At 46.3% G+C, this 20,628-nt stretch carries 18 protein-coding genes and 2 tRNA genes; 3 read left to right on the top strand and 17 right to left on the bottom strand.

Annotation, left to right across the window (positions count from 1 at the left end):
• Positions 1-136: 136 nt before the first annotated feature.
• The 4 genes from rimI to ubiT all read right to left on the bottom strand — a co-directional run bounded on the left by rimI (position 137) and on the right by ubiT (position 2,211).
• Positions 137-589, bottom strand: a complete 453-nt coding sequence (rimI, locus tag J4N39_RS11815) for a ribosomal protein S18-alanine N-acetyltransferase (protein WP_252019564.1) — start codon at positions 587-589, stop codon at positions 137-139.
• Positions 582-983: a DNA polymerase III subunit psi gene (locus tag J4N39_RS11820; protein ID WP_252019566.1), complete on the bottom strand. Its 402-nt coding sequence runs from the start codon at positions 981-983 to the stop codon at positions 582-584. The genes rimI and J4N39_RS11820 overlap by 8 nt, the downstream gene beginning before the upstream one ends.
• Before the next feature lie 213 nt (positions 984-1,196).
• Positions 1,197-1,700, bottom strand: a complete 504-nt coding sequence (locus J4N39_RS11825) for a GNAT family N-acetyltransferase (RefSeq protein ID WP_252019569.1) — start codon at positions 1,698-1,700, stop codon at positions 1,197-1,199.
• Positions 1,684-2,211, bottom strand: coding sequence for a ubiquinone anaerobic biosynthesis accessory factor UbiT (gene ubiT / locus J4N39_RS11830; RefSeq protein WP_252019571.1), 528 nt, complete (start codon positions 2,209-2,211; stop codon positions 1,684-1,686). The genes J4N39_RS11825 and ubiT overlap by 17 nt, the downstream gene beginning before the upstream one ends.
• A gap of 309 nt (positions 2,212-2,520) precedes the next feature.
• Here ubiT and J4N39_RS11835 point away from each other — a divergent pair, with 309 nt between their 5' ends.
• The 3 genes from J4N39_RS11835 to J4N39_RS11845 all read left to right on the top strand — a co-directional run bounded on the left by J4N39_RS11835 (position 2,521) and on the right by J4N39_RS11845 (position 6,687).
• A complete protein-coding gene (locus tag J4N39_RS11835; protein WP_252019574.1) occupies positions 2,521-4,560 on the top strand; it encodes a sensor domain-containing protein in 2,040 nt (679 codons plus the stop codon).
• 225 nt (positions 4,561-4,785) lie between these two features.
• Entirely contained in the window at positions 4,786-5,799 is a 1,014-nt protein-coding gene (gene ubiU, locus J4N39_RS11840; protein WP_252019577.1) for a ubiquinone anaerobic biosynthesis protein UbiU, read from the top strand.
• A gap of 12 nt (positions 5,800-5,811) precedes the next feature.
• On the top strand, positions 5,812-6,687 hold the full coding sequence (locus J4N39_RS11845; protein ID WP_252019580.1) for a U32 family peptidase: 876 nt from the start codon (positions 5,812-5,814) through the stop codon (positions 6,685-6,687).
• A gap of 30 nt (positions 6,688-6,717) precedes the next feature.
• Here the strand turns inward: J4N39_RS11845 and J4N39_RS11850 are convergent, their stop codons facing one another.
• The 13 genes from J4N39_RS11850 to glmM form a co-directional block, all read right to left on the bottom strand.
• Positions 6,718-8,070, bottom strand: coding sequence for an MATE family efflux transporter (locus J4N39_RS11850; RefSeq protein ID WP_503063673.1), 1,353 nt, complete (start codon positions 8,068-8,070; stop codon positions 6,718-6,720).
• Positions 8,071-8,217: 147 nt separating this feature from the next.
• A complete protein-coding gene (nlpI, locus tag J4N39_RS11855) occupies positions 8,218-9,117 on the bottom strand; it encodes a lipoprotein NlpI (RefSeq protein ID WP_286036803.1) in 900 nt (299 codons plus the stop codon).
• Positions 9,118-9,210: 93 nt separating this feature from the next.
• On the bottom strand, positions 9,211-11,328 hold the full coding sequence (pnp, locus tag J4N39_RS11860) for a polyribonucleotide nucleotidyltransferase (protein ID WP_252019583.1): 2,118 nt from the start codon (positions 11,326-11,328) through the stop codon (positions 9,211-9,213).
• A 271-nt stretch (positions 11,329-11,599) separates the two neighbouring features.
• Positions 11,600-11,869: a 30S ribosomal protein S15 gene (gene rpsO / locus J4N39_RS11865; RefSeq protein ID WP_252019585.1), complete on the bottom strand. Its 270-nt coding sequence runs from the start codon at positions 11,867-11,869 to the stop codon at positions 11,600-11,602.
• 267 nt (positions 11,870-12,136) lie between these two features.
• Positions 12,137-13,078, bottom strand: a complete 942-nt coding sequence (gene truB, locus J4N39_RS11870) for a tRNA pseudouridine(55) synthase TruB (RefSeq protein ID WP_252019587.1) — start codon at positions 13,076-13,078, stop codon at positions 12,137-12,139.
• Positions 13,078-13,473 carry a 30S ribosome-binding factor RbfA gene (gene rbfA / locus J4N39_RS11875; protein ID WP_252019589.1) on the bottom strand — a complete coding sequence of 132 codons (396 nt, stop codon included), beginning with the start codon at positions 13,471-13,473 and terminating at the stop codon, positions 13,078-13,080. Before rbfA ends, truB begins: the two co-directional genes overlap by 1 nt.
• A 108-nt stretch (positions 13,474-13,581) precedes the next feature.
• Positions 13,582-16,245 carry a translation initiation factor IF-2 gene (infB, locus tag J4N39_RS11880; protein ID WP_252019592.1) on the bottom strand — a complete coding sequence of 888 codons (2,664 nt, stop codon included), beginning with the start codon at positions 16,243-16,245 and terminating at the stop codon, positions 13,582-13,584.
• A gap of 26 nt (positions 16,246-16,271) precedes the next feature.
• A complete protein-coding gene (gene nusA, locus J4N39_RS11885; RefSeq protein ID WP_252019606.1) occupies positions 16,272-17,759 on the bottom strand; it encodes a transcription termination factor NusA in 1,488 nt (495 codons plus the stop codon).
• A gap of 21 nt (positions 17,760-17,780) precedes the next feature.
• The gene (gene rimP / locus J4N39_RS11890) at positions 17,781-18,236 is read right to left on the bottom strand and encodes a ribosome maturation factor RimP (protein ID WP_252019608.1); all 456 of its coding nucleotides are present in this window, start codon (positions 18,234-18,236) and stop codon (positions 17,781-17,783) included.
• A 270-nt stretch (positions 18,237-18,506) separates the two neighbouring features.
• A tRNA-Met gene (locus J4N39_RS11895) sits at positions 18,507-18,583 on the bottom strand.
• 47 nt (positions 18,584-18,630) lie between these two features.
• A tRNA-Leu gene (locus tag J4N39_RS11900) sits at positions 18,631-18,714 on the bottom strand.
• 10 nt (positions 18,715-18,724) lie between these two features.
• Positions 18,725-19,057, bottom strand: a complete 333-nt coding sequence (gene secG / locus J4N39_RS11905) for a preprotein translocase subunit SecG (RefSeq protein ID WP_252019611.1) — start codon at positions 19,055-19,057, stop codon at positions 18,725-18,727.
• A 230-nt stretch (positions 19,058-19,287) separates the two neighbouring features.
• On the bottom strand, positions 19,288-20,628 hold the full coding sequence (gene glmM, locus J4N39_RS11910; RefSeq protein ID WP_252023721.1) for a phosphoglucosamine mutase: 1,341 nt from the start codon (positions 20,626-20,628) through the stop codon (positions 19,288-19,290).

Genomic DNA, 20,628 nt, shown 5'->3' on the forward strand with positions numbered 1-20,628 from the left:
TAGTTATTTGCTATTACTGTGATAACTACATTGGTCGGTCTCTACTGGCGGATTTTTTGGTGTGCGCAATTGTATGAGATCCGCCCCAAGCTTTCCAGTTTGTGGCGAAAAAAGCAGCTTAAGAAATGCGCAGGCGCTACGAAAAGCTCAAGAAAAGGTAGCTCATCACCACCGCATCTTCACGGCCCGTCGCTGTCGGGTAATAATCTCGGCGGCGATCAACCTCATTGAAGCCTTCACTCTGGTATAAGTTATAAGCTGCGATGTTGCTTTCACGCACTTCCAGCCATGCGCTTTCACAGCCATGCTGTTCACTCACATTGAGGAACTCGCTGAGCAGCTGGCGACCATAACCCTTACTTTGAAATTTAGGGTCGATAACGATGTTTAGCAAAGTGATCTCACCCACGATGTTTTGTGCGTAGAAATAGCCAATCACTTGCTCATCTTCCACTAGCATGTGGTGGCATGCCCCACGGCTATCGAGATCTCGGATCATGCTTTCAGACCAAGGGTGAGTGTGGGCCGCTTGTTCGATCAACCAGATCTGGTCAAGAGCTTGAGCGGTAATCGGAGTAAGTTTAGCCATAAGATTTGATTTGTTGCCAAAGCGCTCGTTTATGCGTTTGGTCGCTTTCTACTAAAGAGATGGAGGAAGAAGATAGGCGTTTAACACCCGCTGGCAGTTCGATATCGCAATCCACCTGCCATGCCCAAGTCAGCGCTGATAGCTCAGCGTTCACTGCTTGAGTCGGTGTTAGGGTAAAGCATTGCTCAAGCGTCACACCCAAAGTTGGCGATACCTTGCCGATGAACTGTGCTTCATTAGCTAATAGTGGCTCATTGCTAACGATAAGCAGCTTACAGTTTTCAGGGATGATAACCGCCGTTGCAGACTGCTCAGTGCCTAGTCTCTCAGGATGCGCAAGCTCCCATTGGTCTATGCCCATCTCTTCGAGGTATTGAAGTTGTTGTGTTGACATAAAGGTTTCCGAAACGGTTCCAATTGGGTTGAACATCTGAAAGGGCGGGATGATAGCAGAGCTGCATACCTTGTACTAGAAGAGACTGTGTTGTCGTTATTCAGGCTTTGCTTCCACAAGCCACCATAAACTCATCCATGAGGGTTTCACTGCGGCATCCCTGCCGCAGAGACTTGCTCCAGCAAAGCCAAAACAACTCATTTGAGTTGTGGATTACAAAGAACCAAACTCAGCCGTATACTCTACCAGCCCAGAATGCTCAGCCAAATCCACCAGCTCATTCGCCACTACCTGAAATGCCCCTTCCGGCACTTCCCACTGGCAGCTCAAATCATGCTTCGCTGCATCTTCAAAACCAAAACGGCCATAGTAGTTAGGATCACCTAATACCACACAAGCCGGGTAGCCAAGCTCTGCCAACGAATGCAGCGCTTCTTTCACTAATTCTGTGCCAATGCCCTTGCCTTGATGCTCTTTTGCTACAGCCAAAGGTGCTAATCCTTGCCAATTAAGATCCTCGCCACCAACCGTGACTGGCGAAAACAGTACATAGCCAATCACTTCACCTTCATCACTGCACGCCACTAAGGACAAAGTTCGATGACCATTCTCTCGCAGAGAGGCGACTAGATTCGCTTCTGCTTCAGTTTCAAAGGTGTTCTTTAATAGCTGCTCGACTGGGATAATATCCGCAGGTGCTTCAGTTCGAATAAGCATTTGGGCTCTCTTGTGGGTTAAGATCAGTTTGCATGCCTTTTTGCACAAAGTTAGCTAACTGATCTAAGGCAATTTTCATTCCTGATGGTAACGCATCAAGGTCAACGCTATCCATCAAATTTTTCACCTCTAGGCCCAGTTCGGTATCGCCTTCAATGCTCAAACGACGCTGGAAAAATAGAGTATCTGGGTCTTCTTTACGACCTGCGATGAGCACCAGATCATTTAGCTCTCCACTAAAACTCACATCGTGGGCCACCACTTTATCTGCCACCACCAACTGCTCGTCTTGGTAGCTAATGAACCATGCAAGATTAAGATCTCGCACTTCCACTTTTAACCACTTATCTTCTAGAAATTCAAAATCACCATCTTCCAGTGCTTCACGAAACACCTGCTTGAGCCCTTCGAGAAGTGCTCGATTTTGCAGCGATTGTGGCAAAAGTTGGGCTGGAGATCTCAAAATGGCAGCCGCATTATGTACCAATTGAGCTCGGATCTTATTTAACACGCTAATATCTCTTGTATTCGATGAAATAGATGACAGCAAACAGCATCGTTATCAACGAAAGTGCTACCACCATAGTTATGAGTTGTCTTCATACTAGTAGATTCTTTGTTAATAATTCATGTTATACGTCAAAAAAAGCAGTGCTAGCTAACGCTGCACTTTTACATCTTTGTTTTCAACGCTATAGTGACTAAACTTAGGTGTGAGAGCCGTACTTTTTCGTACTGATATTTCTAACATCGACATTTACATTAATGCAACGAACAAAGTACATGCCTTCACTCATTGCTCGTTTTTCGGAAAATTTGGATGCCAACTGAACAATTACATGACTGGTTTTCTACGCTAACTGACAATAGCCCGTTTTTCTTTGCGATTATTGACCAGCAGCATAATTACCGCATGGTTAATGAACGCTACTGCGAGATCTCAGGTCTCGATAAAAGTGAAATGGTTGGTATGTCCGATAAACAAGTTTTAGGGGAGGTATTCTATAAAAACCTCAAACCCTATTACGAACGAGCATTTGATGGGGAAACCATCGAAGCTGAGATCACACTCAACGACCACAACCTCGAAACCAGCCTTCATTTCAGTTTGGCTCCGGTGAATAACGAGACAGGTGGTGTGGAATGCGTCACCTTTCATGCTATCGATACCTCCGAAAAGCAAATCCTTGTACGCTCGCTTGAAGAATCTGAAAGCAAGTTTTCTCGCTTAACCGAATTGCTTCCAAGCGGCCTATTGCTCGTGGAAGAGGGTTGTATCATTTCTGCCAACCCTGCATCTGCTCGCCTACTCGGCTTCAATAGCCATTCAGAGTTACTGGGGGAAGAGCTTAGCCGCTTGTTTGTGGATGAAAAAACCAAGCGTACCTTTGGGTCTCAATTGCTTCATTTGCTCTCTGAGTCGAGCCTTATCTGTTTGACCGGTGCCCGCTGTGGTATCGAACGCAAAGTCAAACTTCAAGTAGAACAAACTCGCATCCTGGGTAATCAGTCACAAATCGTGCTGTTAGAAGATATGAGTGAGGCGCAAGGTAACTCTAATACGGTGAGTGAAACCTCACACATCGACTCTTTGACGAAGCTCTACAACCGTTTTGGCTTCACTCGTCGCCTAGAGCAGTATATTCACAATGAAACGCCATTGGTGATGCTCTACCTTGATATCGATAACTTTAAGAATATCAATGACTCCTTAGGCCACCATATCGGTGATAAGGTGATCAAAGAGGTCTCAGCGAGGCTGCAACGTCTACTGCCTTCGCAAGCTGTGCTTGGGCACTTGGGTGGTGACGAGTTCGGTATCATTCTGCCGGAGCCAGATCATAACCGTACAGCAGACCTACTTGCTGAGCGCATCATTTCGCTAATCAACCAGCCTTTTGACCTTCACCATTTCAGTAAACGCCTAGCCTGCTCAATCGGTAGCGTGCAATACCCAGGTGATGGTCAGGATGCGAGGATCTTGCTGCAAAACGCTGATACCGCAATGTATGAAGCCAAAGATCGTGGCCGTAACCGTCTGATTAAATTTAATGATCAGATGAATAAAGAAGCGCGTATGCGGCTATGGCTAGAGATCGAGTTGCAAAAAGCACTGCAACAAAACGGTTTGGAAGTATGGTATCAACCTAAGGTAAACGCCAAAGATTTCAGTATCAACGGTGCAGAAGCACTCGTGCGCTGGAAACATCCTGTTGAAGGTTATATTAGTCCAGGTGCGTTTATTCCTGTTGCAGAACGAGCAGGCCTTATCGAACAACTTGGCCGAGTGGTGATGCGAGAAGTTTTCTCAACAGTGAAACGCTGGAAAGTGCAAGGCATCTTGCCTGGTCGTGTAGCGATTAACCTTTCGCCAGAGCAGTTTGGTAACCCTAAGCTTATCGATTATATGGAGAAGCTACTGCACACCACGGAACTTGACTCGAGCTGTATTACTTTCGAGCTAACGGAAAGTGCGGTAATGAGTGATAGTGACCACACACTGCAGATGCTCAATGCTATTAAAAAGCTGGGTTTTGCTTTATCGATTGATGATTTTGGCACCGGTTACTCATCGTTATCTTACCTAGCTCGTTTTCCATTAGACGAACTCAAGATAGACCGAGCCTTCATCTCCGATGTGGATAAGCTTCCTAAGCAAGTTACCGTGATCGAAAACATCATTAACTTAGGTAAATCACTGAACCTATCCGTCGTCGCTGAAGGTGTAGAGACTCGCCAGCAAGCAACCTTGCTCTCTAATTTAGATTGTCACTCTATCCAAGGCTTCCATTTTTACCGCCCTCAACCAAAGAATGAGGTGGAAGAATTGTTGGTGCAGAATCGTCGACATAAGAATTGATGCTCGGTAAGCGGACGCAAGGCTAACGATTTAAAGGTTGAGGGGCTGAAGGAAGCCAAGGTTTGGCTAAAATCCTATCTCTGTTCATCATACCGTTAGTAAGGCGTCCGTTAGCGAAGCGTCCGTTTCCCCTTAAACCGAAATTCTTGCTCAACATCAACACCTTTCCTTGTAATCCTCCATAAAATCAACCATTACCACCAATAATAATCAGGTATCGAGCACATGGAGCTTCTGTGTCCTGCAGGTAATTTACCTGCTCTTAAGACCGCAATAGATTGTGGTGCCGACGCGGTGTACATTGGGTTCAAAGACGACACCAATGCACGCCATTTTGCCGGGCTAAACTTTACTGGAAAGAAATTAGATAAAGCGGTTCAGTACGTCCACGATAGAAACAAAAAAATTCACGTGGCGCTTAACACCTTTGCTCACCCATCCGGCTTTGAACGCTGGACCAACGCCGTCGACCAAGCCGCACAATTAGGGGTTGATGCATTAATCATCGCAGACATTGCTGTCCTTGAATATGCTGCTACTCGCTACCCAGAGTTAGAGCTTCACCTTTCTGTGCAAGCTTCAGCAACTAATGTAGCTGCTATCAATTTCTACAGGCAAAACTTCAACGTAAAGCGAGTTGTATTGCCACGAGTGCTCTCTATTCACCAAGTAAAACAGCTTTCTAGAAACATTCCACAAGGCGTCGACTTAGAAGTGTTTGCGTTTGGTAGCCTATGCATCATGTCGGAAGGTCGTTGCTATCTCTCTTCCTACATGACGGGGGAATCTCCAAATACCGTCGGTGCCTGCTCCCCTGCTAAATATGTACGCTGGCAAGAAACTGAAAATGGTTTGGAATCTCGCCTCAATGATATTCTCATTGACCGCTATAGCCACGGTGAAAACGCAGGTTATCCGACCTTGTGTAAAGGACGCTTTGATGTCAATTTGGATGGCGAGCAAAAGCGCTTCCACGCACTTGAAGAGCCAACCAGCCTAAATACCTTATCCCTGCTGCCTGAACTGTTTGCAGCCAATGTCGCCTCAGTAAAAATTGAAGGTCGCCAACGCAGTCCAGCTTATGTTGAACAAGTTACACGCACTTGGCGTAACGCTATAGACAGCTATTTAACAAACCCTGAGCAATACCAAGTACAACCTCAATGGGATGCTGCATTGGCTAATGTGTCAGAAGGTACACAAACCACGCTCGGTGCATACCACCGCAAATGGCAATAAGGGAGAGACTCCATGAAATACGCACTTGGGCCTCTGCTCTACTTTTGGCCAAAGCAAAACGTACAAGATTTTTACGACCAAGCAGCTAACAGCGATGCTGACATTATCTACTTAGGTGAAAGCGTCTGTTCAAAGCGCCGCCTGATGAAGCCTGCTGATTGGTTTGAAATCGCTCAGTGCCTATCGCAGCAAGGCAAGCAAGTTGTACTTTCGACTATGGCGCTGCTGGAAGCCCCTAGCGAAGTCAACGTGATGAAACGTTATATTGATAACGGGGACTTTGCGATTGAAGCCAATGACGTGTCAGCCATCCAGCTAGCGTCAGAAAAGAAGGTTCCATTTGTGGTTGGCCCTGCGGTTAACACCTACAACGCCCACACGCTGAAACTGTTTTTAAAACAGGGAATGATCCGTTGGTGTATGCCGGTCGAACTTTCTCGTGATTGGCTTAGCAATACTTTAGCCCAATGCGATGAGCTAGGTATTCGCAATCAATTTGAAGTGGAAGTATTTAGCCATGGCTATCTACCGCTAGCCTATTCTGCTCGCTGTTTTACGGCGCGCGCAGAAGACCGACCAAAAGATGAATGCGAGACTTGCTGCATCAATTACCCAACTGGGCTAAAAGTTGCGAGCCAAGAGGGGCAAGAAGTATTTAACCTTAACGGTATTCAGACCCAATCGGGTTACTGCTACAACTTGGTTAATGACATCCGCTCAATGCAAGGGCTGGTCGACACTGTACGTTTGAGCCCACTAGGATTGGAAACTTTCCAACATTTGGAGAAATTTAAGGCCAACGAAACAGGCAACAACCCTATCCTACTCGAAGGTCGAGAGTGCAACGGTTATTGGCACAAGCTCGCAGGCTTAGAAGTGACTTCTTAATAAAAAACAGGCTCGATTGAGCCTGTTTTTTTATGCGGCAACGACTGGGCGTCTTAGTAACTCACCCGATTTTAAACGGCGTAAATCTCCAATCATCACTACTATCACTATCACGGTTAGGGCAATGTTAGACAGTGGGAATGCAGCCCACACCCCTTCGACTCCGAAATACTTAGGCAATAACAGTAAGAAAGGCACTTGGAACAATATATTGCTCAAAGAGACAATAATAGCTTTACGCCCAAGCCCCATACCTTGATAGAGTGCGGCAGCAACGACCAAGAAGCCGTCCATAAACACCACACACAGGTGAATACGCATACCCAAAATGGTTTGAGCTGCTAGATCTGGGTCATTTTCGTTAAAGATGCCTACCACTTGTTCTGGGAATAGGTACAACAGACCCACAAACGCCATGCCACCAACCACAGTCACTGTCATTGCTGCCTTGAGCACCTTAAGAATATTGTCGACTTTGCGTGCGCCAAAGTTATAACTCACTAACGGTTGCATTCCGTTAGCAAAACCCTCAGCGACTAAATAGTAAACCGTGACGATATATCCAACGATGGCATAAGCACCAATCGTCACCCCACTGCCATAGACACTAAACATCCAGTTGTGCATCGCAATCATGATTGAGCTATAGGCATACATGAACAGGCTAGATAAGCCGATACCAAATATCTCAGGGATGTACTTTAGGTTAAAACTGCAATCGCTCAACTTAAGACGCAAGTTCGCATACGGTGTGAAGAAATAGCCTAGGCCAATCACTGTCACTATGCTCTGAGCTAGGGCTGTCGCTAATGCAGCCCCTTGCAGTTCCCATTGAAGAACTGCGATGAACACGTAATCAAGTACGATATTGGCTACTGCGCCAATCACCATCAAAGTTGTGGCCAGATTAGGGTTATTATCATTGCGGAGCAAAAATGGCAGGGCAATTGATCCAAACGTAGCGGGTAATGCAAAGATCAGTATATCTAAATACTGCTCTGCCATTTGTAGCTCTGGCCCTTGAGAAGCTTGTAAGCCAATGATGTCATCACCCACCCAATAAAGCAGTGGTGCAAACACAGGAGGTAGCAACAGAAATAGCCATACCCCAGATGAAAAAGCCTCTTTGGCTTGAACAAGGTTCCCTTCACCTTGCTTGATTGACGATAGGGCTCCGGTACCGACACCTATCATCATGCCCACGCCGACCATGGTACCGATCAATGGCCAAGCAATGTTTATACCCGCCAATCCCGCAGCACCGATGTAATGGCCAATAAAAATACCATCGACCACTTGATAGAGACCATTAACTAACATCGCCGCTACCGTTGGTAGAGCGTACTGCCAGAATTGTTTCACTATCGGGTCATTAGATCGCATAAGCTATTTAAGGAGAATAATTCACTCAGATTATAGTTTCAACATCAAACTATATCAGAAAGTAGCAACAATGCATCTTGTTTTTCAAATTATTTTGAATAAATAGCTGGGCATGAGTTAAAACAGAGGCTAAAAAGCCTCTGTTTTTTATAAAGTTTGTTCAGCTTGGGGGGAGTCTTTCTGCTCACGTAGTAGAGTGAAGATATTTCCTAGCTCTAACAATGAGTATCTATGTTCAACGTATTCGTAGACATTAAATGATACCGATAGCTTATAAAGCGCAATAGCGTTGGCGTAATCACCATTGAGCTGATAACGCTTGCCTAAATAGAAATAAGCTTCAGTCAATCGTTGCGACAACAACTCGTTATTTTTTGTCGCCTCAACTATGGCTCGAAATGCCGCCTCTTCAGATACTTCATCAAGCAGTAGTGCCGCCATGATCCAACCCCAACGATCGGTACGTTCATCATAACGTTGCTTTAGGTTTTGCAATGCAATTTCTGGCTGCGTCTCATGTTCAATCATGTATAGCCAGATCGCTCTGAATGGATCTTCTGAGTCATCGGCGTAATGTTTGACCATTGCATCGTGAGCGAGTTCGTATCGACCACCGTAGTACAAAGCAATCGCTCGGTTTCTTTCAGCATACTCATTGGTCGGATCAAGCTCTAGGGTTGAATCGAATGCATCGTAAGCGGCGTCAAACTCGCGCTTTTCGGTAAAGTACACACCAAGCAAATTAAACACATCCGGCTGACGAGGGTTGAGCTGCAGTGAGCGTTCAAAATCAAGTCGGGCAAGGTCTCTCAAACCAACATTATCGTAATGATTACCTCGCTCATAATAGAGTTTAGAAAGCACATCTCCATTGAGATCTTCACGAGTTAAAAGCTGACTGATGCGAGCGATCTGAACTTCTTGCTGCAAGCTTGCTTGTAATGGAACTGCCATTGGTGGGTATAACCACTGACTATTATTTTGTGTTGCACAGCCCGTAAGTAGCATCATGCCACCGAGTGCTGCGCACTTTAACCATTTGACCAAACTGAATCTCCTTGTGGCTCAAGCATAAAAAAGAGGAGCCTTAGCTCCTCTTTATAACACGCTTTTCAGATAATTGCGTAAGTCTTAACGAAATTATTCTGCGCTTGGCGCTTCGTCAGCAGGCTTCTCTACCGCTTCTTTCATGCTCAGACGAACACGGCCTTGGCGGTCGATTTCAAGTACTTTAACTTGTACTTCTTGGCCTTCTTTCAGGTAGTCAGATACTTTCTCTACACGCTGCTCAGCGATTTGAGAGATGTGTACTAGACCATCTTTACCTGGAAGAACCGTTACGAATGCACCGAAGTCAGCTAGACGCGCAACTTTACCAGTGTAGATACGGCCTACTTCAACTTCAGCAGTGATCTCTTCGATACGACGGATTGCTTCTTTCGCAGCTGTACCTTCAGTTGCAGCGATCTTGATTGTGCCGTCATCTTCGATTTCGATAGTAGTACCAGTTTCTTCCGTTAGCTGACGGATAACTGCACCACCTTTACCGATAACGTCTTTGATCTTCTCAGCGCTGATCTTCATCGTGTGGATACGTGGAGCGAACTCAGAGATATCTTCACGAGCACCTGAGATAGCTTCATCCATTACAGTAAGGATGTGCTTACGTGCACCTTGCGCTTGGTCAAGAGCAATCTGCATGATCTCTTTAGTGATACCTTCGATCTTGATATCCATCTGAAGAGCTGTGATACCAGTGTTAGTACCCGCTACTTTGAAGTCCATGTCACCTAGGTGGTCTTCGTCACCAAGGATGTCAGAAAGAACAACGAAATCATCGCCTTCTTTCACAAGACCCATTGCGATACCCGCAACAGAAGACTTGATTGGAACACCAGCATCCATAAGAGCTAGAGACGTACCACATACAGAAGCCATTGAAGATGAACCGTTAGATTCAGTGATTTCCGATACAACACGTACTGTGTATGGGAACTCTTCAACAGAAGGCATTACTGCAGCAATACCGCGCTTAGCTAGTTTACCGTGGCCGATTTCACGACGCTTAGGAGAACCAACAAAACCTGTCTCACCTACACAGTATGGAGGGAAGTTGTAGTGTAGTAGGAAGTGATCTTTACGCTCACCTGTTAGCTCATCGATGATTTGAGCGTCACGCTGCGTACCAAGAGTCGCAGTAACGATCGCCTGAGTTTCACCACGAGTGAATAGCGATGAACCGTGAGTACGTGGAAGAACACCAGTACGTACGTCTAGCGCACGAACCATGTCTTTCTCACGACCGTCGATACGTGGGTTACCCGCGATGATGCTGCGACGTACAACTGTCTTCTCTAGATCGTGGAAGATAGTGTGGATTTCTTTGGTGTTCGCTTCTGGATCTTCAGCAAGTAGCACTTCGTTTACTTCACCAGCGATCTCGTGGATGCGGTCGTAACGAGCCATCTTCTCTGTGATTTGGTAAGCTTCAACAAGTTTAGCTTCTGCTAGTTCAGCAATCTTGTTTACAAGTGTAGTGTTCTCTTCAGGAGCAACCCAATCCCAAGCTGGAGTAGCAACTTCAGCTGCAAACTCGTTGATTGCTTTGATAACAACTTGCTGTTGGTCGTGGCCGTAAACCACTGCTGATAGCATCTCTTCTTCTGTTAGGTTGTCAGCTTCTGACTCAACCATAAGAACAGCGCCTTCAGTACCCGCAACCACTAGGTCAAGCTTAGACGTTTCTAGCTCAGTGTTGCTTGGGTTAAGTACTAGTTCACCGTTGATGTGACCAACACGCGCTGCACCGATAGGACCGTTGAACGGGATACCAGAGATAGCAAGCGCTGCAGACGTACCAATCATGGTTGGAATGTCTGGTTGTACGTCAGGGTTAACTGACATTACAGTTGCGATAACTTGCACTTCGTTTTTGAATGCGTCTGGGAAAAGTGGACGGATTGGACGGTCGATTAGACGTGCAATCAGAGTTTCACCTTCAGAAGGGCGACCTTCACGCTTGAAGAAACCACCAGGGATTTTACCCGCAGCGTAAGTACGCTCTTGGTAGTTTACTGTTAGTGGGAAGAAGTCTTGGCCTTCTACGGCTTCTTTCTTACCAACGACAGATACGAATACTGAAGTGTCATCTACGTTTACCATTACAGCAGCAGTAGCTTGACGTGCGATTACGCCCGTTTCTAGAGTTACGGTGTGGTTACCGTATTGAAACGTCTTAACAACTGGTTTTTCAAACATTGTTATTCCTTGAACTAGGCACAGGCCTAGAGAGTATTGATTATGTTCAAAGCATTACTAATCGCGACTAGTGAAAATAGACTTAAATTTCGGGAAATCTATTTTTAATAGCCGCGACCATTAGGTCGACGTTGTGACTGTAACACTTTGAGTGGTTAGCAATTGTCCAGGATGGATTTTTGCCGAGGGTAGTATAGCGGTAAAAGCTATCGATGGCTAAATTTAGCCAACAAAAAAGGGGCTTAAAGCCCCTTTTTCGAACAAACTGTTCTTAGCGACGTAGGCCAAGACGTTTGATTAGGTCTTGGTAACGCTCTAGGTTCTTACCTTTAAGGTAATCTAGAAGCTTACGACGACGAGAAACCATACGTAGAAGACCACGACGGCTGTGGTGATCGCCTTTGTGCGCTTTGAAGTGACCTTGTAGGTGGTTGATAGAAGCAGTTAGTAGTGCTACTTGTACTTCTGGTGAACCAGTGTCGCCTTCAGATTGTGCGTATTCTGCAACGATTGCTGCTTTAGTTTCTGCATTCAGAGACATAATTCTCTCCTAATAAGAGTTGGGTTTTAAAAGTGTGCCGCCAATCTCTGATTCAGCAGGCACGATGAGCGGGGGATTATAAGGGGGGTTTAAGGTTTAGGCAAGGGAATATTCGGCAATCGGTAAACGGGCGCTTCGCTTACGGTAAACGGTGTTACCAATGGAACTCAAATACCCCCACCGATAGCCGTTAACGAAGTGTCCGTATGCCGTTAGCGCTAGCATCCGCCCTAAAAAAACGGGAAAGCCTAAGCCTCCCCGTTTTTATCATTGCTCTTCGTTACGAAAAACAACCAGTCGCTTCGGTGCGATGCGACCATCGTCGTCGATTTCACCGATACCGATGAAGGTGCCTTCGCACATCATGCGTACTTGACCGTCAACTGGACCGCCAAATACTTGTACTGGCTGGCCGTGTTGAACCATATCTGCAAGCTCTGGGATAAGGTCTACCGACTCTAGGTCTTGTACCGCAGTATCCATAGGCATTAGCAGTGGATCAAGCAGCTCACGAGGTGCTTTTTCTTCACGGTGTGCTTGCTCTAGCAGCTCTTCAAGTTGCTCTAGCGTCACCATGCGCTCGTATGGGTAGCTAGAAACACCCGTACGTCGTAGGTAAGTTACATGAGCACCACAGCCTAGCATCTCGCCAAGGTCATCAACGATAGTACGGATGTAAGTACCTTTTGATACGTGCACATCCATCTCGATCTCATCGCCATTGAAGTTCAATAGCTCAATCTCGTAAACATGGATTGGGCGTGATTCACGAGGAACCTCGATACCTTCACGAGCGTACTCGTATAACGGCTTACCTTGGTACTTCAGTGCAGAGAACATTGATGGGATCTGCTCTGATTCACCACGGAACTTGGCAATACAGCGCTCAAGCTGACCACGGTCAACTTTAACTGGACGAGTTTCTACTACTTCACCATCAGAGTCTGAAGTGTTAGTACGCTCACCAAGCTTGGCTTTCACTACGTAGCGCTTGTCAGAATCCAGTAGGAACTGAGAGAACTTAGTCGCTTCACCAAGACAGATTGGCAGCATGCCAGTTGCTAGTGGATCTAGCGCACCGGTATGACCCGCTTTCTCTGCGAAGTAGATGCGTTTTACTTTTTGTAGCGCATCGTTCGAAGTAATACCGGTTGGTTTATCCAGCAAGATCACGCCATTGACTGGGCGACCGCGACGACGTCTAGCCATTACTCTTCGTCCTCACGACCCGCTTCTGACTTCTTCTCGTTGTCACGAGAAACCACTTTGCTCACTAGGTTCGACATACGCATACCTTCAACTAGGGTATCGTCGTAAGTGAAGCGAACTTCAGGTGTTAGACGTAGGCGGATGCGCTTACCCAGCATCATACGGATATGTGGTTCGTGCTCTTTAAGTGCTGCTAGACAGCCTTCTGGCGTCTGCTCACCCACACATAGGAAAGTAACGAATACTTTTGCGTAAGCTAGGTCACGTGATACTTCAACGTCCGAGATAGTTACCATGCCGATACGTGAGTCACGAACTTCACGTTGCAGGATCATCGCTAGCTCTTTTTGCAACTGCTGAGAAACGCGCTGCGTACGGCTAAATTCTTTAGACATAATCTTTTCTCTTAAATAGTAAGAATGGGGGGATGGATAAACTCCAGCCCCCCATGGTGTATTCAACAACCATTACTCAAGGATTGAACCCAAAGTAATTTTAGTCAATTAGTCCAGTGTACGTTTGATTTCCACTGTTTCGAATACTTCGATCTGGTCACCAACGCGAACATCATTGTAGTTCTTAACGCCGATACCACACTCGTAGCCATTCTTAACTTCTTGTACGTCATCTTTGAAGCGACGTAGCGACTCAAGCTCACCTTCGTAGATTACAACGTTTTCACGTAGTACACGGATTGGGTTGTTACGCTTGATCAGACCTTCTGTAACCATACAGCCTGCAATCGCACCCAGTTTAGGCGACTTAAATACGTCACGTACTTGAGCTAGACCGATGATTTCTTGCTTGAACTCAGGAGCAAGCATACCGCCCATTGCCTGTTTCACTTCATCGATTAGCTGGTAGATGATTGAGTAGTAACGAAGATCTAGGTTCTCGTTTTCAATCGTACGGCGAGCAGATGCATCAGCACGAACGTTGAAGCCAAGGATGATAGCGTTAGAAGCTGCTGCAAGTACTGCGTCAGTTTCTGTGATACCACCAACACCTGAACCTACGATGTTCACTTTAACTTCGTCAGTTGATAGCTTACGTAGTGAATCAGCGATTGCTTCTACAGAACCCTGTACATCAGCTTTCAGTACAACGTTTAGTTCTGCAACTTCACCAGCTGCCATGTTAGAGAACATGTTCTCTAGCTTAGCTTTCTGCTGACGAGCCAGTTTCACATCACGGAATTTACCTTGACGGTAGTTCGCAACTTCACGAGCTTTACGCTCATCACGTACAACAGTCGCTTCGTCACCTGATGCAGGTACGCCAGAAAGACCTAGGATCTCTACTGGGATAGAAGGACCTGCTGAAGCTACTTCGTTACCAACTTCATCACGCATTGCACGAACACGGCCGTACTCTTGACCACAAAGAACGATGTCGCCCTTGTTTAGAGTACCAGACTGTACAAGTACAGTAGCTACTGGACCACGGCCTTTATCTAGACGTGATTCAACAACCACACCAGACGCCATACCTTCTTCTACAGCGGTTAGCTCTAGAACTTCAGATTGAAGTAGGATCGCTTCTAGTAGGCCTTCGATGTTAGTACCTTGTTTCGCAGAGATGTGAACAAACATGTTCTCACCGCCCCACTCTTCAGGGATTACATCGTACTGTGCTAGTTCGTTCTTAACGTTATCTGGGTTAGCGTCTTCTTTATCGATCTTGTTCACAGCAACGATTAGTGGCACTTCTGCCGCTTTTGCGTGCTGGATAGCTTCGATAGTCTGAGGCATTACACCATCATCCGCAGCAACTACTAGTACAACGATATCTGTCGCTTGAGCACCACGAGCACGCATTGCAGTAAACGCTGCGTGTCCAGGAGTATCAAGGAAGGTAATCATACCGTTGTCAGTTTCTACGTGGTAAGCACCGATGTGCTGGGTAATACCACCTGCTTCGCCCGATGCAACGTGTGTGCGACGGATGTAGTCAAGTGTAGAAGTTTTACCGTGGTCAACGTGACCCATGATAGTAACAACTGGTGCACGAGACGTAGCTACTGCATCGCTGTCACGGTCATTCAGTACCGCTTCTTCTAGTTCGTTCTCTTTGCGAAGAACAACTTTGTGACCCATTTCTTCCGCAACTAATTGAGCAGTTTCCTGGTCAATTACTTGGTTGATAGTCGCCATTGCGCCCATCTTCATCATCACTTTGATAACTTCCGTTGCTTTCACTGACATCTTGTTTGCCAGTTCAGAAACAACGATAGTTTCGCCGATCACAACGTCTTGCTTAGCGACAGTCGCAGACTTGTCGAAGCCGTGTTGCATTGAAGTAGGTTTCGCCAGTTTGCCTTTACGGCCACGGCCACGCTGGTTGTTGTTACGACCATTGCGATCATCATTGCCAGAAGCTTTTTTCTTCTTCTTGCGACGACCGCCTTCCGAACGACGATCCGCTTCATCTTCAGCTTCACGTGCGTAAGTTGATGTCGTTACATGGTAATCTGTCTTTTCCATATCACCCTTTTTCTTGTCTGCAGCAGACCAACGCTCTTCGTTCTTTTCAGCCATTTCACGAGCTTTTTCAAGTTCGCGCTGACTATCCTCTTCAGCTTTACGTTTAGCTTCTTCTTCCTGACGACGCTTCAGCTCATCGGCCTCTTTTTGCGCTGCATCTTGCTTAGCTTTATCTTCAGCACTACGTTCAGCTTTCTGTTTCTCAGCAGCTTCACGTTGTGCTTTCGCTTCTGCTTCACGCTTAGCTTTTTCTTCTGCTTCGCGCTTGGCTTTTTCTTCCGCTTCACGCTTAGCAGCATCTTCAGCTTCGCGACGTGCTAGCTCTTCAGCCTCACGTTTTGCCGCCTCTTCTGCTTCGCGTTTCGCTTCATCTTCAATTGTACTGCGCTTAACGTAGGTACGTTTTTTGCGCACTTCAACCTGAACATTTTTACTCTTGCCGCCACCTGCAGCGACGTTTAGCGTGCTGCGAGTTTTACGTTGTAGTGTCAAACGTGTCGGCTCTGATTCAGCTGAAGTATCTCCGTGTTCTTTTTTCAGATGCGTAAGAAGCACTTGCTTCTCTTCATCACTAACAAAGTCACTGCTGCCTTTCTTCATGCCAGCATCAGCAAGTTGTTCAATTAGACGGTCCGTTGGCGTACCAATTTCCTCGCCCAAAGCTTGAACTGTAAGTTTTGTCATCCGCTATCCTCCTTGCTGAATTTAAATTATTCTTCGTCGCCGAACCAACAGATGTTACGAGCTGCCATGATCAGCTCACCTGCACGTTCTTCTGTCAGATCTTCGATGCCTTCAAGGTCATCAGTACCTTGTTCAGCAAGATCTTCTAGAGTTGCTACACCTTTTGCAGCAAGTTTGAACGCCATTTCGCGTTCTAGACCTTCTAGTGCTAGCAGATCTTCTGCAGGCTCTAGACCGTCAAATGATTCTTCTTGAGCAAGTGCTAGAGTCGTCAGTGCATCTTTTGCACGGCTACGTAGCTCTTCAATCAGCTCTTCGTTTAGACCATCAACTTCTAGAAGTTCAGCCACTGGTACGTAGGCAACTTCTTCAAGCGTAGAGAAGCCTTCTTCAACTAAAAGCTGAGCGAAGTCTTCTTCGATGTCTAGGTGCTTCATGAATGATTCAATTGCAGCACTTGCTTCTTCTTGGTGTTTCTTCTCAAGATCAGCAACAGTCATAACGTTCAGTTCCCAACCAGTAAGCTGAGACGCTAGACGTACGTTCTGACCAGAGCGGCCGATTGCTTGAGCTAGGTTATCTGCTTCAACAGCGATATCCATTGAGTGCGCATCTTCATCAACAATAATAGATGCTACGTCAGCTGGAGCCATTGCATTGATAACGAATTGCGCAGGGTTATCATCCCAAAGCACGATATCGATACGCTCGCCGCCAAGCTCGCCAGAAACAGCTTGTACACGTGCACCACGCATACCAACACACGCACCTACTGGGTCGATACGCTTATCGTTAGTTTTAACCGCAATCTTGGCACGAGAACCAGGATCACGCGCTGCGCCTTTTAGCTCGATAAGCTCTTCTGCGATTTCTGGCACTTCCACACGGAATAGCTCAGTCAGCATGTCAGGCTTAGAACGAGTGATGAATAGCTGGAAGCCACGAGCTTCTGGAGCTACTTTGTAAAGCAAACCACGTACACGGTCACCCGGACGGAAGTTTTCACGTGGTAGCTGGTCATCACGTAGGATCACAGCTTCTGCGTTGTTACCAAGATCCATGATAACGGTGTCACGGTTAACTTTCTTAACCACACCAGTGATTAGATCACCTTCGTTATCGATGAACTGCTCAACGATTTGAGCACGCTCAGCTTCACGTACTTTCTGTACGATCACTTGTTTCGCTGTTTGAGTAGTAATACGGTCAAACGTTACTGACTCAATGTCGTCTTCGATAAAGCCGCCAAGTTCGATAGTTTCATCATCGTACTGAGCCGCTTCTAGAGAAATCTCTTTTGTTGGCGTTTCAACTTCTTCTACCACTTCCCAGCGACGGAATGTGTCGAACTCACCACTTTTACGGTCGATAGCAACACGTACATCAATTTCGATTTCGTACTTTTTCTTTGTTGCCGTTGCTAGTGCGATTTCTAGTGCTTCAAAGATACGCTCACGAGGAACTGCTTTTTCGTTTGAAACAGCTTCAACAACCGCCAAAATTTCTTTGTTCATCTAATTAGCCTCTATCCAGACTTAAAATTTAGGGATCAGGTTAGCTTTTGAAATATTGCTAAGGACAAATTCTTCTTTTTCGCCATCGACAGTCAGAGTTACTGTGTCGCCATCGACGCCCTCAATAACACCTTTCCACTTACGACGGTTGCCCATAGCCATTTTCAACACAAGGCTCACCTCGTGACCAACAAACTGCTCATAATGCGCAGCTTTGAAAAGTGGACGCTCCAAGCCTGGTGAAGATACTTCTAGGTTGTACGCCACTGAAATTGGATCTTCTACATCCATCACCGCACTTACCTGGTGGCTAACTTCAGCACAGTCATCTACGTTGATGCCATTTTCGCTATCAATGTAGATACGTAGTGTTGAGTGCTCGCCGGCACGGATAAATTCTAGGCCAACCAACTCGTAGCCAGATGCCGCTACCGGCGCTTCCAACATTTCGGTTAATTGTCTTTCTAAACCAGTCATGATTTCACCTTCTTGGATATTTACATTTTGTAAATATAACCACTCTAGAAACAAAAAAAGGGCTAATAGCCCTATCATAAAATCAGCATTATCTAAGTTTTCAAAACTCAGATAACAAAAAACCCCGAATCTAGTCGGGGTTTTTTGTTGCTTGACCCTGATGATACTGATGTTGCCATCAGCCCGCAATCGCTTAACGCCTTAAAAAGCTGTCTAAGCCATTACGCAAACTTGCTAACCAACATTCTCATTCAAAACAATAAGAAAAGTTGGTTGCGGGGGCCGGATTTGAACCGACGACCTTCGGGTTATGAGCCCGACGAGCTACCAAGCTGCTCCACCCCGCGTCCGACTGCTGAGCATTATACGCCCAACATTACAAGTTTGTAAATCATGGTGCCGAGAGAGGGACTCGAACCCTCACACCATAGGCACTAGCACCTCATGCTAGCGTGTCTACCAATTTCACCATCTCGGCATTCAATCTTTTATTGAGGAATTTCGTCGCCGTTTTCAGCTGGAATTTCACTCACATCAGTAGCTTGCTCAACAGTTTGACCTAGTGTCGGGTCAACCCATTGTGATTCAGTAGTATGTGTAGACATACGACCTAACGCTAAGCTAGCGATGAAAAATACAGTTGCAAGAATTGCAGTAGTTCGGGTTAGGAAGTTTCCTGAGCCACCAGCGCCAAACACTGTGTTTGATGCGCCAGCTCCGAACGAAGCTCCCATATCTGCGCCTTTACCTTGTTGAATCAACACCAGGCCAATAATACCAATCGCTGCCAACAGGTAAATCACAAGTAGAACTGTAAACATATTTCCACCTATGTTCCTAATTGTTGAGCCAGCGCCGTCTTCAACCTGAGGACAAGGCTAGCGCACTTTCAACGTGAAAGCGGAAAGCATACTAACCAAACCCTATAGCGCTGACAAGTAAAAATTCACGAAAATGTAAGCATTACAGTTTGATCGCTCAAAATACTAGCAACAACACCTATATCGTCGTGAAATAGTGGCCTAAGCTTTTATAAACCTAGGCCAACCACTTAAAAGCTCGCTTTAACCGCTTCAGCGATTTTCAGCGCTGATGATTTCACTAGCGCATCGTCTTCACCTTCGACCATCACACGGATCAGAGGTTCGGTACCAGACTTACGCAGCAATACTCGACCTTTATCACCAAGTTCGGCTTCCACCTCAGAAACTGATGCTTTTACTGCTTCCGCTTCTAGTGGATTAGAATCGCCAGAAAAACGTACATTTTCTAGCACTTGTGGGTAAAGTGTCATGCCTTGAGAAAGCTCATTAAGCGACATTTCGCTACCAACGACTGACGCCAGTACTTGCAGTGCAGCAACGATGGCATCACCAGTGGTTACTTTGTCCAGTAGGATCACATGGCCTGAGTTCTCAGCACCAATCTTCCAACCTTTCGCTAACAGTTGCTCCATGACGTAACGGTCACCTACCGCTGCACGCACAAATGGGATACCTAACTGCTTCAGGCCATTCTCCATACCAAGGTTGGTCATGAGTGTACCAACCACACCACCTTTGAGTTCGCCACGACGCAGGGCATCACGGGCGATGATGTACGCAATTTGGTCACCGTCAATCTTGTTGCCTAGGTGATCGACCATAATGATACGGTCGCCATCGCCATCAAACGCAAGACCTAAATCTGCATTTTCTGCCACAACGCGCTCTTGCAGTGCACGGACATCGGTTGCACCCACTTCGTGGTTGATGTTAGTACCGTTTGGCTCAACACCCATCGCAATTACTTCTGCACCTAGCTCGCTAAACACTGAAGGTGCAATGTGATAAGTCGCTCCATGGGCACAATCCACGACGATTTTAAGGCCTGCAAGGCTCATTTCCGATGGGAAGGTGCCTTTACAGAATTCGATGTAACGGCCTGCTGCATCATTTAAACGAGATGCCTTGCCTAGCATGGCCGACTCTACACACTCGATGTCTTTATCCAGCTCAGCTTCAATCGCCAACTCAATATCATCAGGAAGCTTAGTCCCCTCTGATGAGAAGAACTTAATACCGTTATCGTAGAATGGGTTATGTGAGGCAGAAATTACGATACCCGCTTCAGCGCGGAAAGTTTGCGTCAGGTATGCCACCGCTGGGGTTGGCATTGGACCAGTAAAAATAGCCTTAAGACCAGCAGCAGCAAGACCCGCTTCTAGTGCCGACTCCAACATGTAGCCGGAGATACGGGTATCTTTACCAATAATAACTTTCTTCGTGCCCTGTTTCGCCAGTACACGACCAGCTGCCCAGCCAAGCTTAAGTACAAAGTCAGGTGTGATTGGGTATTGACCCACTTTGCCACGTACACCATCGGTACCAAAATAACGTCTTTGAGACATGAT

The sequence above is a fragment of the Vibrio sp. SCSIO 43136 genome, assembly GCF_023716565.1.
Lineage (GTDB): Bacteria > Pseudomonadota > Gammaproteobacteria > Enterobacterales > Vibrionaceae > Vibrio.